General features: G+C 67.7%; 12 protein-coding genes. 4 read left to right on the top strand and 8 right to left on the bottom strand.

All coding sequences use genetic code 11. The features are described 5' to 3' along the window. Window positions 1-257: 257 nt before the first annotated feature. The 4 genes from AC1RQC_RS38285 to cobU are packed head-to-tail and all read right to left on the bottom strand — an operon-like array spanning window position 258 to window position 3957. Window positions 258-1181 carry a cobalamin-binding protein gene (locus tag AC1RQC_RS38285; protein WP_492375201.1) on the bottom strand — a complete coding sequence of 308 codons (924 nt, stop codon included), beginning with the start codon at window positions 1179-1181 and terminating at the stop codon, window positions 258-260. A 6-nt stretch (window positions 1182-1187) separates the two neighbouring features. Next, entirely contained in the window at window positions 1188-2240 is a 1053-nt protein-coding gene (gene cobD, locus AC1RQC_RS38290; RefSeq protein ID WP_492886590.1) for a threonine-phosphate decarboxylase CobD, read from the bottom strand. Then, window positions 2237-3247, bottom strand: coding sequence for an adenosylcobinamide-phosphate synthase CbiB (gene cbiB, locus AC1RQC_RS38295; protein WP_492886612.1), 1011 nt, complete (start codon window positions 3245-3247; stop codon window positions 2237-2239). Before cbiB ends, cobD begins: the two co-directional genes overlap by 4 nt. Beyond that, on the bottom strand, window positions 3247-3957 hold the full coding sequence (cobU, locus tag AC1RQC_RS38300) for a bifunctional adenosylcobinamide kinase/adenosylcobinamide-phosphate guanylyltransferase (protein ID WP_492375204.1): 711 nt from the start codon (window positions 3955-3957) through the stop codon (window positions 3247-3249). Before cobU ends, cbiB begins: the two co-directional genes overlap by 1 nt. 156 nt (window positions 3958-4113) lie before the next feature. Between cobU and AC1RQC_RS38305 the strand changes: the two genes are divergently transcribed. Both AC1RQC_RS38305 and AC1RQC_RS38310 read left to right on the top strand, forming a co-directional pair. Then, complete coding sequence (locus AC1RQC_RS38305) at window positions 4114-5574, top strand: cobyric acid synthase (RefSeq protein WP_492886614.1); 1461 nt, start codon at window positions 4114-4116, stop codon at window positions 5572-5574. A gap of 175 nt (window positions 5575-5749) precedes the next feature. Continuing rightward, window positions 5750-6400: a nucleotide-binding protein gene (locus tag AC1RQC_RS38310; protein ID WP_492886591.1), complete on the top strand. Its 651-nt coding sequence runs from the start codon at window positions 5750-5752 to the stop codon at window positions 6398-6400. On the opposite strand, the gene AC1RQC_RS38315 is transcribed toward AC1RQC_RS38310, so the two are convergent. Then, window positions 6351-6932: a GNAT family N-acetyltransferase gene (locus AC1RQC_RS38315; RefSeq protein WP_492886592.1), complete on the bottom strand. Its 582-nt coding sequence runs from the start codon at window positions 6930-6932 to the stop codon at window positions 6351-6353. The genes AC1RQC_RS38310 and AC1RQC_RS38315 overlap by 50 nt on opposite strands. A 225-nt stretch (window positions 6933-7157) precedes the next feature. On the opposite strand from AC1RQC_RS38315, the gene AC1RQC_RS38320 reads away from it, so the two are divergent. Continuing rightward, window positions 7158-8381, top strand: a complete 1224-nt coding sequence (locus AC1RQC_RS38320; protein ID WP_492886594.1) for a PepSY-associated TM helix domain-containing protein — start codon at window positions 7158-7160, stop codon at window positions 8379-8381. 345 nt (window positions 8382-8726) lie between these two features. On the opposite strand, the gene panC is transcribed toward AC1RQC_RS38320, so the two are convergent. From panC to AC1RQC_RS38335, 3 genes are all read right to left on the bottom strand, one after another. Further along, the gene (panC, locus tag AC1RQC_RS38325) at window positions 8727-9575 is read right to left on the bottom strand and encodes a pantoate--beta-alanine ligase (protein ID WP_492374967.1); all 849 of its coding nucleotides are present in this window, start codon (window positions 9573-9575) and stop codon (window positions 8727-8729) included. A gap of 138 nt (window positions 9576-9713) precedes the next feature. Further along, a complete protein-coding gene (locus AC1RQC_RS38330; RefSeq protein WP_174422669.1) occupies window positions 9714-10595 on the bottom strand; it encodes a segregation and condensation protein A in 882 nt (293 codons plus the stop codon). 46 nt (window positions 10596-10641) lie between these two features. After that, window positions 10642-10830 (bottom strand): DUF3460 family protein, encoded by a 189-nt coding sequence (locus AC1RQC_RS38335; protein WP_006160566.1) that lies wholly within the window; start codon window positions 10828-10830, stop codon window positions 10642-10644. A gap of 243 nt (window positions 10831-11073) precedes the next feature. Between AC1RQC_RS38335 and AC1RQC_RS38340 the strand changes: the two genes are divergently transcribed. Further along, a complete protein-coding gene (locus AC1RQC_RS38340) occupies window positions 11074-12930 on the top strand; it encodes an autotransporter assembly complex protein TamA (protein WP_492831556.1) in 1857 nt (618 codons plus the stop codon). Window positions 12931-12950: the final 20 nt, after the last annotated feature.

Below are 12950 nucleotides of genomic sequence, written 5' to 3' on the forward strand. Positions count from 1 at the left end.
CGATACTCAGACATGGGTCCCTCGTTTCCGCTCTTTTCGCCGAATCCCGAGGCGCCCCATACGGCCTTGGCACACCTCCACGGCTCGCTGCGCATCGCCGTGGGTGATTCCCGCCCCTTCGGGCGGGAATCACGGCTACCACAGTTGGTTGATCTTGCGCTGGTTGGCTCCCCTCTCCCACTTGTGGGAGAGGGGCCGGGGGAGAGGGCGGGCGCTCGTCAAGTACGAGATGTCAGACCTGACCCACTGTCTCGCTCCTACTGCGCTGGCCGTTTGCGCCTTGCGTTGTCCAGATCCTTGCACACGACTTCCGCGCCTTGGGCGATGCGTGGTCCGGCCCGGTTGACCAGGTCGCCGTCGATGGCGTAGAGGTTGCCACGCGCCACGGCGGTTACCTGTTTCCAGCGTTCCCACATGGCGAAGTCCGGCAGCGGCCGGTCGGAGCGGGTTGCGCCCATGCTGGCGGTCATCATGACTTCCGGGTTGCCGGCTACCACGGATTCCACCGAGACCGTCGGCACCAGCAGTGCTTCGTTGGCGAACAGGTTGCGGCCGCCGCATAGCGCGAGCACGTCGCTGATCAGGTGCTGGCCGCTGAGCGTCATCAGCGGTTGTTGCCATACCTGGTAGAACACCGTCACCGGCGCACGCGCCGCATAGGTCTGGCGCAGCTTGTCGATCTGCTGGCGGAAGCTGGTGGCAGCGCTGTTGGCGGTGGGCTCGGTGCCGAGCAGCACGCCCATTCTTTCGATATTGCTGGGGATGCCTTCGAGCTTGCGCGGCTCGCTGTAGAACAGCGGCAGGCCGAGCGCGCGCAGGCGGTCGGTTTGTTTCTGTGCATTGCCGTGGCGCCACACCACGATCAGGTCGGGCTTGAGCGCGGCGATGCGTTCGAGATCCAGCGCCTTGTTGTCGCCGACCCGGGGGATGTCGCGGGCCTGTGGCGGGTAGTCGCTGTAGCTTACGGTGCCGACGATGCGCGAGCCGCCGCCGGCGGCGTAGAGCATTTCAGTGACGTGCGGCGCGAGCGAGATCACGCGGCGCGCGGGCTGGTCCAGCGTGACGGTCTGGCCGGCGTCATCGACCACGGATACGGCGGCGCCGGCGTGGCTGCAAAGGCCGCCGCCCAGCAGTGTGGCGAGGACCAGCAGGGCACGGGTAGTGATCGAGGTAGGGGGCATCGGGCGTTAGCTGGATAGGGTGCTTGTGTCGGAGCGCGTTGTTGCAAGGGCTTGGGCCAGTGCCGCATCGAGCCGTTGCCATGCTGGCTCCTGCGCTGGTGGCAAACCCAGGCGCAGGCTTGGCAACGCGCCAGGGATGCCCGGCGGTGCGTCGAACAGCCGCGTCCACACGCCTTGCCGCGCGAGCGCTTCGTGCAGGCGCGCGGCATCGGCATGCGGCACCCAGCTGAACAAGGGGCGGCCCACGGGCGTCAGGCCGTGCTTGCGCAGCAGTGTCGCGAGCCGGATGCCGGCCTGCTGCAAACGGTCGCGCGTGGCGGCTTGCCAGGCGCGGTCGGCCAGGGCCAGGCGCGCCACCGCACGCGCCGGGCCGGCCACGGTCCAGTGGCCGAGGTGCTCGGCCAGCGCTGCCAGCAGCGTGGGCTCGGCCAGCACAAAGCCGCAGCGCACGCCGGCCAGGCCGTAGAACTTGCCCAGCGAGCGCAGCACCACCATGCCGGGGCGATCCGCCAGCGCGGCCAGCGAGCGCTCGGGTGTGCAATCCATGAAGGCTTCGTCGAGCAGCAGCGTGCCGCCACGTGCGGCGAGATCCGCGTGCCATGCCCGCAGCGTGGCTTGCGCGAGCGTGCGCCCGGTTGGGTTGTTCGGGTTCACCACCACGAGGTGATCGAGCTGCGCGGCCAGGTCCGCGCGGGCGAAATCCGTCTCCGCGAGCGGCACAACCTCATGCCCCGCGCGTGCGAAGGCGGGAGCGTATTCGCTGTATCCCTGCGCCGCCACACCGACGCGCCCGGGCCTGAGCAGTTGCGGCAGCGTGCGGATGGCGGCCTGCGAGCCGGCCACCGGCAGCGCGCGCGGCGCGCCGTAGGCCTGCGCGGCCAGTTCGGCCAGGCCGTCGTCATCTTGCGGCAGCCGCAGCCACGCGTCGGCGGGCAGGGCTGGCACGGGATAGCCGTCCGGGTTGATGCCGGTGGATAGGTCGAGCCAGTCTTCGACCGGACGGCCATGGCGGCGCTCGGCGGCGAGCAGGTCGCCGCCGTGGCGGATCGGAGTACTCATGCTAAGCCGTAGTGGAGGAGAGCGGCGCTGGCGCCGGAAGCGGCCAGCCACAGCCACAGTGTGCGTTGAACAAGGCGCAGGCAGGCATGCACATCGGCCGCGCCGGGCGCGTGGCCCATGCCTAGCGGCGGGCGCTCTTCCCATTCGCCGTGATAGCGGGCGGGGCCGCCCAGCGCCACGCCGACGGCGCCGGCGCCGGCCGCCATGACCGGGCCCGCATTGGGGCTGGACCATGCCGGTGCCTGCGCGCGCCAGCAGCGCAGCGCCTGGGCAGTGCGCCCGAGCAGCGCGTACGAGAGCGCGGTCAGGCGGGCGGGCGCCAGGTTGAGCACATCGTCAAGCCGCGCAGCCGCCCAGCCGAAATACAGCAGGCGCGGCGTGCGGTAGCCCCACATCGCATCGAGTGTGTTGGCCAGGCGATAGGCGATTACGGCGGGCGCGCCGCCGACCAGGAACCAGAACAAGGCGCCGAAGATGGCGTCGTTGCCATTCTCCAGCGCCGATTCGCAGGCGGCGCGGGCCAGCGCTTCGGTATCCGCGTCGGTGGTGTCGCGCGAGACGATGCGTGCCGTGAGCTGGCGCGCATCGGCGAGATTGCCCTGCGTGAGCGCGGTGGCGATCGGCGCAATATGCTGGGCCAGGCTGCGCGCGCCCAGTGCCGCGTAGAGTGCCAGCGCTTGCAGCAGCCACGCCAGCGCCGCGCTGAACTGCGCGGCAACATGTACCAGCAGGGCGGCCAGCGCGGCCGGCACCAGCACCATCAGCGCCCAGGCGGCCAGGCCGGTGAGCCGCTGGCGCAGCGGCGCGCCGGCCTGGCCGCGGTTCAGGCGGCGCTCAAGCGCTGCCGCAAGGCGGCCGAAGCCAACCAGCGGATGCCAGCGGCGCGGCTCGCCCAGCCATTGGTCCAGCAAGACGCCGGCTACCGCCGCGGCCACGCAGGCTTGCCAGCTGAACAGGGGAAACGGCCACCACGAAGACAGCGACGGCAGTGACGACAGCGAGGGCATCACGCCGGGTCGGCGCCTTTCACGCTGACAGGGATGCCGGCCACCAGCAGGCGCACGCGGTCCGCGGCGGCGGCCAGCTTCTGGTTCAGGCGGCCCAGTTCGTCGACATAGAAGCGGGTGATGGCGCCCATCGGCACCACGCCGAAGCCGATCTCGTTGGAGACCAGGATCACGTGCCCGGGCAGGGTGGGCAGCGCGGACAGCAGCGCGTCGATTTCCTCGGTGAAGGCGGCCGGTGGCGTTACCAGGCCGTGCTCGGGATAACTGCGCGCATCGAGGAACAGCAGGTTGTTGAGCCACAGCGTGACGCAGTCGACCAGGATGCAGCCATCGTGGGTGGCATGGGCATATAGCGCATCCGCCAGATGCAGCGGCGCTTCGACCAGGCCCCACTCGGCCGGGCGCCGCGCGCGGTGCAGCGCGATGCGCACCTCCATCTCTTCGTCGGCGCTGTCCTGGCCGTGGCGTGCGGTAGCGATATAGGTAACGGGGCCGCCGGTGGCAGCAGCATGGTCGGCGGCCATCTGCTCGGCAAAGTGGCTCTTGCCGGAGCGCGCGCCGCCCAGCACCAGCGTGAGCTGGCGCGCGCGGCCCGGGACGGCAGCGGCGTGCGGCGCGGCAGCAGCCTGGGGCGCGCGTTCGCTGGCCGGTGCATGGGTGGATGCGCGCACGGGCTCGGTGGCGGTGGCGGAAGCGTTGGCCGGGGTCATCCGGGTATTGTAGCGGGCGCATCCATGGATCGCACGCCCGCAGTGGCCCGCGCACCGGGCAGCGCCGCGGGCCGCCGATGCGATAATCCCACGATGCAAAAAAATTCCTCCGAAGCCGCTGGCGCGGCATTGCCGGGTGGCTTGCGCGGTACCTTGATGGTGCAGGGCACCACCTCCGACGCGGGCAAGAGCACGCTGGTGGCGGGCCTGTGCCGGGTGCTGGCGCGCGCCGGCGTGCGCGTGGTCCCGTTCAAGCCGCAGAACATGGCGCTCAACAGCGCGGTCACCGCGGACGGTGGCGAGATCGGGCGCGCCCAGGCCTTGCAGGCCGCCGCCGCCGGGCTGGCGCCGCACACCGATATGAACCCGGTGCTGCTCAAGCCGAGCAGCGATACGGGCGCTCAGATCATCATCCACGGCCAGGCACGGATGGATCTGGACGCGCGGGCCTATCACGCCTACAAGCCGGTGGCGATGCAGGCGGTGCTGGCGTCGCACCAGCGCCTGTCCAGCGCCTACGAGGTGGTGATGGTGGAAGGCGCCGGCAGCCCGGCGGAGATCAACCTGCGTGAGCGCGACATCGCCAATATGGGGTTTGCCGAAGCGGTGGATTGCCCGGTGGTGCTGGTGGCCGATATCGACCGCGGCGGTGTGTTCGCCCATCTGGTGGGCACGCTCGACTGCTTGTCGGCGTCGGAGCGCGCGCGCATCAAGGGCTTCATCATCAACCGCTTCCGCGGCGATATCGCGCTGCTGCAGCCCGGGCTGGACTGGCTGGAGGCGCGCACCGGCAAGCCCGTGCTGGGCGTGCTGCCCTACCTGCACGGCTTGCACCTGGATGCCGAGGACGCCATCATCGGCGCGCAGGCGGCCAAGCGGGGCGAACTGCTGCGCGTGATCGTGCCGGTGCTGCCGCGCATTTCCAATCACACGGATTTCGATGCGCTGCGCGCGCATCCACAGGTGGACCTGCGCTTTATCGGCCCCGGCATGCCGATCCCGCCGGCGGACCTGATCGTGCTGCCGGGCAGCAAGAGCGTGCGCGCCGACCTGGCCTTCCTGCGTGCCAATGGCTGGGAGCCAGCTTTGCTGCGGCACCTGCGCTATGGCGGCAAGGTCATCGGCATTTGCGGCGGCATGCAAATGCTGGGCCGGCGCGTGGATGACCCCGCAGGCAACGAGGGCAAGCCCGGCAGCAGCGAAGGTTTTGGCCTGCTCGACTACGACACCGTGCTGGCGCCGCACAAGCAGCTGCGCGTGGTGAGCGGCCGGCTGGCGCTGGATGGCGCCACCGAGGCCACCGAGGCCGCCGTGCAAGGCTACGAGATCCATATGGGCGTGACCACAGGCCCAGCGCTGGCGCGCCCGGCGCTATGGCTGGAAGGCGAGCGCCCGGACGGCGCGCAATCGGAGGACGGGCAGGTGCTGGCCTCCTACGTGCACGGGCTGTTCGACCAGCCGCAGGCTTGCGGCGCACTGCTGCGCTGGGCCGGGCTGGCGCGGGCAGAAGGCGTCGACCTGGCCGCGCTGCGCGAGGCCTCGCTGGAGCGCCTGGCCGATACGCTCGTCGCGCACCTGGACATGGATGCCTTGCTGGCGCCGCTGCAGGCGTCATAGCGGGTGTCAAAGCGGGTGTCAAAGCAGGCTCGGCCGCCCGCCGCGCCAACTGCTAAACTCGCAGGCGGGCCCGCTCCGCCAGGGCCCGGCAGCGGCCAACGGCAGGGCCATGGCGGAACCCGGAGCGGCGCGCCTGCCGGCGGCGCTGCCATGGAAAGCCATTGCGGAGACAACCATGCCCGTAGTCGTGATCGCCAATCCCAAAGGCGGCGTAGGCAAGACCACGCTGGCCACCAACCTGGCGGGCTACTTCGCCAGCGCCGGCCACGCCGTGATGCTGGGCGACACGGACCGGCAGCAATCCTCGCGAGCCTGGCTGGGTTTGCGCCCGGCCTCGGCTCCGGCCATCCGCACCTGGGACATCGGCGCCGACCAGATCGCGCGCCCCCCCAAAGGCACTACCCATGTGGTGCTGGATACCCCGGCCGGCCTGCATGGCTGGCGCTTCAACGATGTGATGAAACTGGCGCACCGCGTGGTGGTGCCGCTGCAACCGTCCCTGTTCGATATCCTCGCCACCCAGGATTTCCTCACCCGGCTCGCCGATGACAAGCGCGTGCGCCACGGCGAGGTGGAGGTGGGCGTGATCGGCATGCGGGTCGACCTGCGCACCCGCGCGGCCGAGCAGCTGCAGCGCTTTGTCGCGGGGCTGGGGCTGCCGGTGCTGGGCTTTCTGCGTGATACCCAGAACTACGTGCAGCTTGCCGCGCACGGCCTGACGCTGTGGGATGTGGCGCCGTCACGCGTAGCGCGGGACTGGGAGCAGTGGCAGCCGATCATCGGCTGGCTGGAGCAGCCGGCGCTGGCCAGGCGCCCAGCCGCCTGAGCAGGGCATCCACGGACGGCCAGCTCACCCGGCGCACGGCCACGATCAGATCGGCGCCGGGAAACTGGTCGTCGAACGCCTCGCTCTCCACGCCGTCCAGGCGCCGGTAGAACTCGCGCGCCTGGGTGTTGCCGTCCAGCACATAGAGAAAGAGGGGCTGCCCGGGCCAGCCAACGGCGGCACGCTGCGCGCAATGCGCGAAGAGGCGCTTGCCAAGCCCTAGCCCGTGCCATCCCGGCATCACATGTAAATTGTCCAGATACACGCCATATTGCGGCTCGGCCTCGGGTTGCAGGCAGGCAAAGCCTGCGGGCGTGCCGTCCACGCGCACGAGCGTGACTTCCACCGGGCCATCGGCGCCATCCACCAGGCGAGCCTGCCAGGCTTGTGCGCGTTGGGCCGGTACTTCGTGCTCCAGGTATTCCGCCGGCAACAGGCCACTGTAGGCATGGCGCCAACTCTGCGTGTGCAGATCGGCAATCAGCGCGGCGTCGTGCGGCTCGGCAGGTAGCAATTCGATGGAATGGGTCATCTTCAAGGGAGTCGTTCGGGGCCGGCAATGGGCGCGATCCACATTCTGCCGCAATCCCGGCAAGCCTCGCCATGGTCTTGCGCCTGTCACGCACTGGCAGGCCCTGCCTGTTAGAATCGCGAATCTTTCGCATTCTCATTATGGCGGCGTGATGCGTTCATCTCACGCCTGCATGGGGTCCGAAAACACAATCCCCACAACCCCCAAATCTGCTCCCCGCCTCCCATGGTCACCGGCCGCCTGCGCGTTGTTTTCGTCAAGATTCACCTGTATCTCGGCTTGTGGCTGGGCCTGCTCTTTGTCATGCTGGGCCTGACCGGCACCGTCATCGCCTGGCGCGATGAGCTGGATGCCCTGCTGAACCCGGCGCTGCTGACGGCGTCGGCCGAAGTACCCATGCCGGTAGCGCCGGCCACGGTGCAGGCGGTCGCCGAGCGGCTGCAGGCCGACCCGCGCTATGGCCGCCCCACCTTGCTGATGCTGCCGTCCGCGCCGCATGAGGTGTTTATCGCCTGGTACCCGCTCAAGGGCACGCCCAACGCCGGGCGCTCGCGCCAGGTGATGGTCGATCCCGTCACATTGGCGGTGAAGGGCGAGCGGGTCTGGGGCGAGCCCGGCCTGTCGCGCCCGTTGCTGCTGCCCACCTTGTTCCAGGTGCACCACTACCTGCTCTCTGGCGAGACGGGCCGGACGATCCTGGGCATCACCGGGATGCTGTTGCTGATTCTGGTGATCGGTGGGGTTGTGCTGTGGTGGCCCAAGCTCAAGCCGCGCGCGGTGCTCAATGCGTTTCGCATCAGCCATGGCGGCTCGTGGTCGCGTTTTAATTACTCGCTGCATCGTACGGCTGGCATTTTTGCGGCGCCGGTGCTGGCGACGATGGCGTTTTCCGGCTGGTACCTGGATTTGCCCAAGTGGGTGACGCCGATCGTGGCCAGCGTGATGACGGTGTCGCCGCCCGGCAAGCCGGCATCGGCGGCAGCGCCCGCGGGCACGCCGCTGCTAGGCCTGGCGCAGGCCGTGAGCACGGCTCAGGCGCTCTATCCTGCGGCGCTGGTGACGCGGGTCAGCTTTCCGCGCAAGGCGGGGGATCCGTTTGAGGTGCGGCTGCGGCAGCCGGGTGAAGTCCGCCAGGGCAGCGGGGCTACGCGGCTCTGGCTGGATGCCCATACGGGCAAGCGGCTCGGGGTTCGCGATCCGATGGAAGCGCCGGCTGGGGATACTTTTCTTAACTGGATGTATCCGCTGCATACCGGGGAGGCGTTCGGATGGGTGGGGCGGGCGTTTATTTCGGTGTTCGGGGTGGTGCCGTTGATGTTTGCTGTTACCGGGGTGTTGATCTGGTGGAAACGTAGGCGGGGGCATCGGCGGCATGTGGTGCGGGCGATGGAGAGGGCTAGCGGTGCTAAGGGCGTTAAGGTGGTGCGGGAGGAAGCGGTGGAGGTTTGATTGCCGGTTGTCTGTGGCTGCAGAATCAGCTTTAAATTCAACGGCTTAACTGCAAATTCAACTGCAGTTTCACCACCCCTGCGGGGCGGCGACCTACTTTCTTGTCTTGCCAAGAAAGTAGGCAAAGAAGGCGCGCCGGATGGGGCGACACCCCCTCGCCCCATACGGCCTTGGCACATCTTGACGGCTCGCTTCGCATCGCGCTGGGGTGTTCCCCGCCTTCAGGGCGGGTCACACGGCTAAGACGAACGGTTGCCGTGCGTCATCGCACGGTTGTCATCCGAGTTCAATCACATGGGTGACAGTTCGAGGCCTGGGGGCTTCCGCTTCCAGGCCTCGATTTCGTCAGATTTCCAGGTTGTCGATCAACCGGGTTGCGCCTAGCTTGGCCGCGGTCAGGATGACCAGCGGTTCGCCGGCTACATATTCTTCGCGGGTGGGGGCTTGCAGGTCCACGCGCTTGCGGATGGCGACGTAGTCGGGTTGCCATCCGCGGGCTTGCAGGGCGGCCTTGGCGCTGGCTTCGATGGCGGCGAGGTCCGCGCTGGCGCTGTTGGCGGCCAGGACGGTGTCGCGCACTTCGTGCAGTGTCTTGTAGAGCACCGGGGCTTCGGTGCGCTCGTCGGGCGTCAGGTAGCGGTTGCGCGAGGACAAGGCCAGGCCGTCTTCAGCGCGCACGGTTTCGGCGGGGATGATGTCGATCGGCAGCGCGAACTGATGGACCATGCGGCGCACGATCATCAGTTGCTGGTAGTCCTTCTTGCCGAACACGGCCACGCGCGGCTGCGCGCAGGACAGCAGCTTCATCACTACGGTGCATACGCCCTTGAAGAAGCCGGGGCGGAACTCGCCTTCCAGGATGTCGCCCAGGTCGTGCGGCGGCTCCACGCGGTATTCCTGCGGCTCCGGGTACATGTCGCGCTCGGTGGGCGCAAACAGCACATAGACACCTTCCTTCTGCAGCTTCTCGATGTCGTCCTGCAGCGTGCGCGGGTACTTGTCGAAATCCTCATTGGGGCCGAACTGCAACCGGTTGACGAAGATCGACGCGACCACCGGGTCACCATGCTGGCGCGCCAGGCGCATCAGCGACAGGTGGCCTTCGTGCAGGTTGCCCATGGTCGGCACGAACGCCGCCCGGTTCTGCCCGCGCAACTGGTCCCGCAACTCGTGAATGGAGGAGATGACTTTCATGAAGTTGGTGTGCTGGTCGTGGTAGGAATGCCCTGGCGCGGGTGTGCGCCGGGAGGCCGGTCCGGTGCTCTAGGTGGCGCCGATTGTCGGCGGATTGTAGAGCATGTGGCCCGAGGCGGGCGGCGCTATTGGTGCGGCTTAGCTGGGAATGTACGCCAATCGCACATAAATCGGTGCGAAGGGTTCGGCCTGGGTGATCTCGACCAGGGCTTCGCGCGATAGCTCGAGCATGGCGATGAAGTTGACCACCACCACCGGCACGCCCTTGCCGGAACGCACCGCGTCTTCGAAGAGCTCGCTGAACTCCATGAAGCGGGCATGCTGCAGGCGGCGCAGGATGTGGCTCATGTGCTCGCGAACGGACAATTCCTCGCGCGAGATCTTGTGGTGCTGGTTGAGCCTGGCGCGCTTGATCACGTCGGCCCAGGCGGCCTGCAGGTCCACCACTTCCACATCGGGGAAGCGCGGCGCAATGCTCTGCTCGATGTAGACCTGCGAGTGCAGGAAATCGCGCCCGAGCTGCGGCACCTGGTCGATACGCATGGCCGCCAGCTTCATCTGCTCGTATTCGAGCAGGCGGCGGACCAGCTCGGCGCGCGGATCCTCTTCTTCGTCGTCGCTGTCGGACTTTTTCACCGGCAGCAGCATCCGCGACTTGATTTCGATCAGCATGGCGGCCATCAGCAGGTACTCGGCGGCCAGCTCAAGATTGCTCTTACGGATCTGCTCGATATACGTGAGGTACTGACGCGTCACTTGCGCCATCGGGATATCGAGGACGTTGAAGTTCTGCTTGCGGATCAGGTAAAGCAACAGATCCAGCGGCCCCTCGAACGCTTCCAGGAAGATTTCCAGCGCATCCGGCGGGATGTACAGGTCCTGCGGCAGCTTGAACAGGGGCTCGCCGTACAGGCGTGCGAACGCCATGCCGTCGACGGCGGCCGGCGTGGAATCCTGCTCGGGCGTCACGCTCGGCAGCTCGATCGCCGGCTTCAGCTTGTCCTGCTCGCTCTGGTTCATCTAGGGGCGCTCGCTCGGGGGTGGGGCGATGCGGCGGGTAAGGGCTTTAGTCCAGCGAGTAGACGTACGGCTTTTGCGCCACGCGCGAGGCGTCGGCACGGGCACGTTCTTCGAGGTTGATCGGGCTCTTGTCCCACAGCAGGGCGCGGCCCTGGCGTTGCTCCGCTTCCAGGGAAGGGCGCTCGTCCTTGAGCGACTTCAGGAACTGGGTGATATCCGATTCGTAGGCAGCCATGGCGGGAAACAGGGTGAAATTAACAAACAGCGGGGATTTTACCGTATCGGCGGGCCTGGCAACGGGATTGCGCGCGATTCTGCCGTTTTCATCCCGTGCTCTCGCCTTCGGCGACGGCTGTAGTGACGTTTGTGGCGGTCTTTTTGGCGGCGCCGGACAGGCCGGCCGCGCGGGTGTGGTCAAATATCGACTTTGCGTGACGTGCATCAATCGATGAGGATGGACCCAGGGAACCCGTGCACCATGCCCGCCGGCCTTGCCGCCCCTGCCGGCGGACTGCCGGTGGCGCCGGCCGTGCTGCGCCGCCTGATGCACCCGCTGCTGGTGGCCCTGACGCTATCCGCGGGGCCCGCTGCCGCCGCCTATAAAGTCGAGGTGGACGCGCCCAAGCCGATCAAGGAAATCCTGCAGGACCACCTGGACCTGTCGCGCTACCGCACCCGCGAGGATATCTCGCCCGACCAGTTCAACTATATGGTCGAGACCGTGGGCGAGCAGGTCCGCCAGTTCACTTCCACCGAAGGCTATTTCGATCCGCAGACCACCACCAAGGTGGACGGCAGCGGCGACGAGCGCACCGTGCGCATCACGGTGGAGCTGGGCGCGCGCACGGTGATTCGCGCCGTCGACTTGAGCGTGAGCGGCCCGGCCGCCAGCCAGTCGCCGGAGCGGATCGCCGAAATCAGGGCCAAGTGGGGCCTGCCGGTAGCCGCGCCGTTTCGCCAGGCGGACTGGGACAAGGCCAAGGAAGATGCCCTGGTGGCGCTGCAGAGCAACACCTACTACGGCGCCCGCCTGACCGGCTCGCAGGCCCGCATCGAGCCGGATGAGCACGCGGCTGACCTGAGCGCGCGCTTTGCCAGCGGCCCGGCCTACAGCATGGGGCCGCTGAAGATCAGTGGGCTGCGGCGCTATCCCGAGCAGATCATCCGCAACGTCAATCCGCTGTATGAGGGCGAGCCGTACCGCGTGGAGCGTTTGCTGGAATTCCAGCGCGCGATCCAGAACCAGCCGTATTTCTCCAATGTGCAGATCGACCTTGGCGAGCAGGAGACGACGGAGGACGGCAAGATTGTCGACACCAGTCCGGACCGGGCCGCCGAGCCCAAGGTTGACATGAGTGCCGACAAGGTCACCGTGCCGGTGTATGTCAGGGTGCGGGAGTATCCCGTCAATCGGCTGTCGTCCGGCGTGGGCTACACCACCGATACCGGCGCCCAGGTCGAAGGCAGATATTCGTACTACAACCTGTTCAACCGCGCCTGGGTGTTCGACTCGCAAGCGCGCATCGAGCAAAAGCGCCAGTACGCATTCGGCGAGATCGCGATGCCGCCGGACAGCAGGACGTACCGCAACAGTGCCTACGCCAGCTACGAACGCACCATCGACCTCGAAAGCACCGACCTGACCAGCCTGCGCACCGGCCTGAAACGGTCCCGCTCGCGCGAGAAGTACGACACCACCATTTCGCTCGACTATTACTACGACAACCTGCAGCCCTTCGGCGAGGCGAACCAGCTCAGCCGGGCGCTGGTGCCTGCCTTTGCCTGGACGCGGCGCGACGTGGACAACCCGGTGTTCCCGCGCCGCGGCAACGTCATCAGCACGCAGGTGGGCGTGGCCGCCAAGCACATGCTGAGCGACGAAACCTTCTTCCGCCTGTACGGGCGTATCCGCCAGTATGTGCCCGTGGGCAAGCGCGACCTGGTGGTGGCCAGGCTGGAGCTCGGCGCGGATATCACCAACGGCGACGTGACCAAGATCCCCGCCTCGCTGCGTTTTCGGGCGGGCGGCACGGATTCGATCCGGGGCTACGGCTACCAGTCGATCGGTACCCGCAACGGCGCCAGCGTGCTGCCGGCCAAGTACCTCGGCACGGCGAGCCTGGAGTACCAGTACTGGTTCCTGCATGACTGGGGCGCCGCGATCTTCTGGGACGTGGGCACGGCCACCGACAACCTGACGGGCGTCAAGCTCTACAACGGCGTGGGCATCGGCGCGCGCTGGCGCAGCCCGGTGGGGCCGGTGCAGCTCGACGTGGGCTACGGCATCCAGGCAAAGCAGTTCCGCCCGCATATCTCGCTGGGAGTCGCGTTCTGATGATTGTTCTGACGATGACG

It is taken from the genome of Cupriavidus sp. GW822-FHT03E04, from assembly GCF_058801495.1.

Coding starts and splice junctions, on each gene's coding strand:
- AC1RQC_RS38285 (WP_492375201.1), bottom strand. CDS start 1,181: ATGCCCCCTACCTCGATCACTACCCGTGCCCTGCTGGTCCTCGCCACA.
- cobD (WP_492886590.1), bottom strand. CDS start 2,240: ATGAGTACTCCGATCCGCCACGGCGGCGACCTGCTCGCCGCCGAGCGC.
- cbiB (WP_492886612.1), bottom strand. CDS start 3,247: ATGCCCTCGCTGTCGTCACTGCCGTCGCTGTCTTCGTGGTGGCCGTTT.
- cobU (WP_492375204.1), bottom strand. CDS start 3,957: ATGACCCCGGCCAACGCTTCCGCCACCGCCACCGAGCCCGTGCGCGCA.
- AC1RQC_RS38305 (WP_492886614.1), top strand. CDS start 4,114: ATGGTGCAGGGCACCACCTCCGACGCGGGCAAGAGCACGCTGGTGGCG.
- AC1RQC_RS38310 (WP_492886591.1), top strand. CDS start 5,750: ATGCCCGTAGTCGTGATCGCCAATCCCAAAGGCGGCGTAGGCAAGACC.
- AC1RQC_RS38315 (WP_492886592.1), bottom strand. CDS start 6,932: ATGACCCATTCCATCGAATTGCTACCTGCCGAGCCGCACGACGCCGCG.
- AC1RQC_RS38320 (WP_492886594.1), top strand. CDS start 7,158: ATGGTCACCGGCCGCCTGCGCGTTGTTTTCGTCAAGATTCACCTGTAT.
- panC (WP_492374967.1), bottom strand. CDS start 9,575: ATGAAAGTCATCTCCTCCATTCACGAGTTGCGGGACCAGTTGCGCGGG.
- AC1RQC_RS38330 (WP_174422669.1), bottom strand. CDS start 10,595: ATGAACCAGAGCGAGCAGGACAAGCTGAAGCCGGCGATCGAGCTGCCG.
- AC1RQC_RS38335 (WP_006160566.1), bottom strand. CDS start 10,830: ATGGCTGCCTACGAATCGGATATCACCCAGTTCCTGAAGTCGCTCAAG.
- AC1RQC_RS38340 (WP_492831556.1), top strand. CDS start 11,074: ATGCCCGCCGGCCTTGCCGCCCCTGCCGGCGGACTGCCGGTGGCGCCG.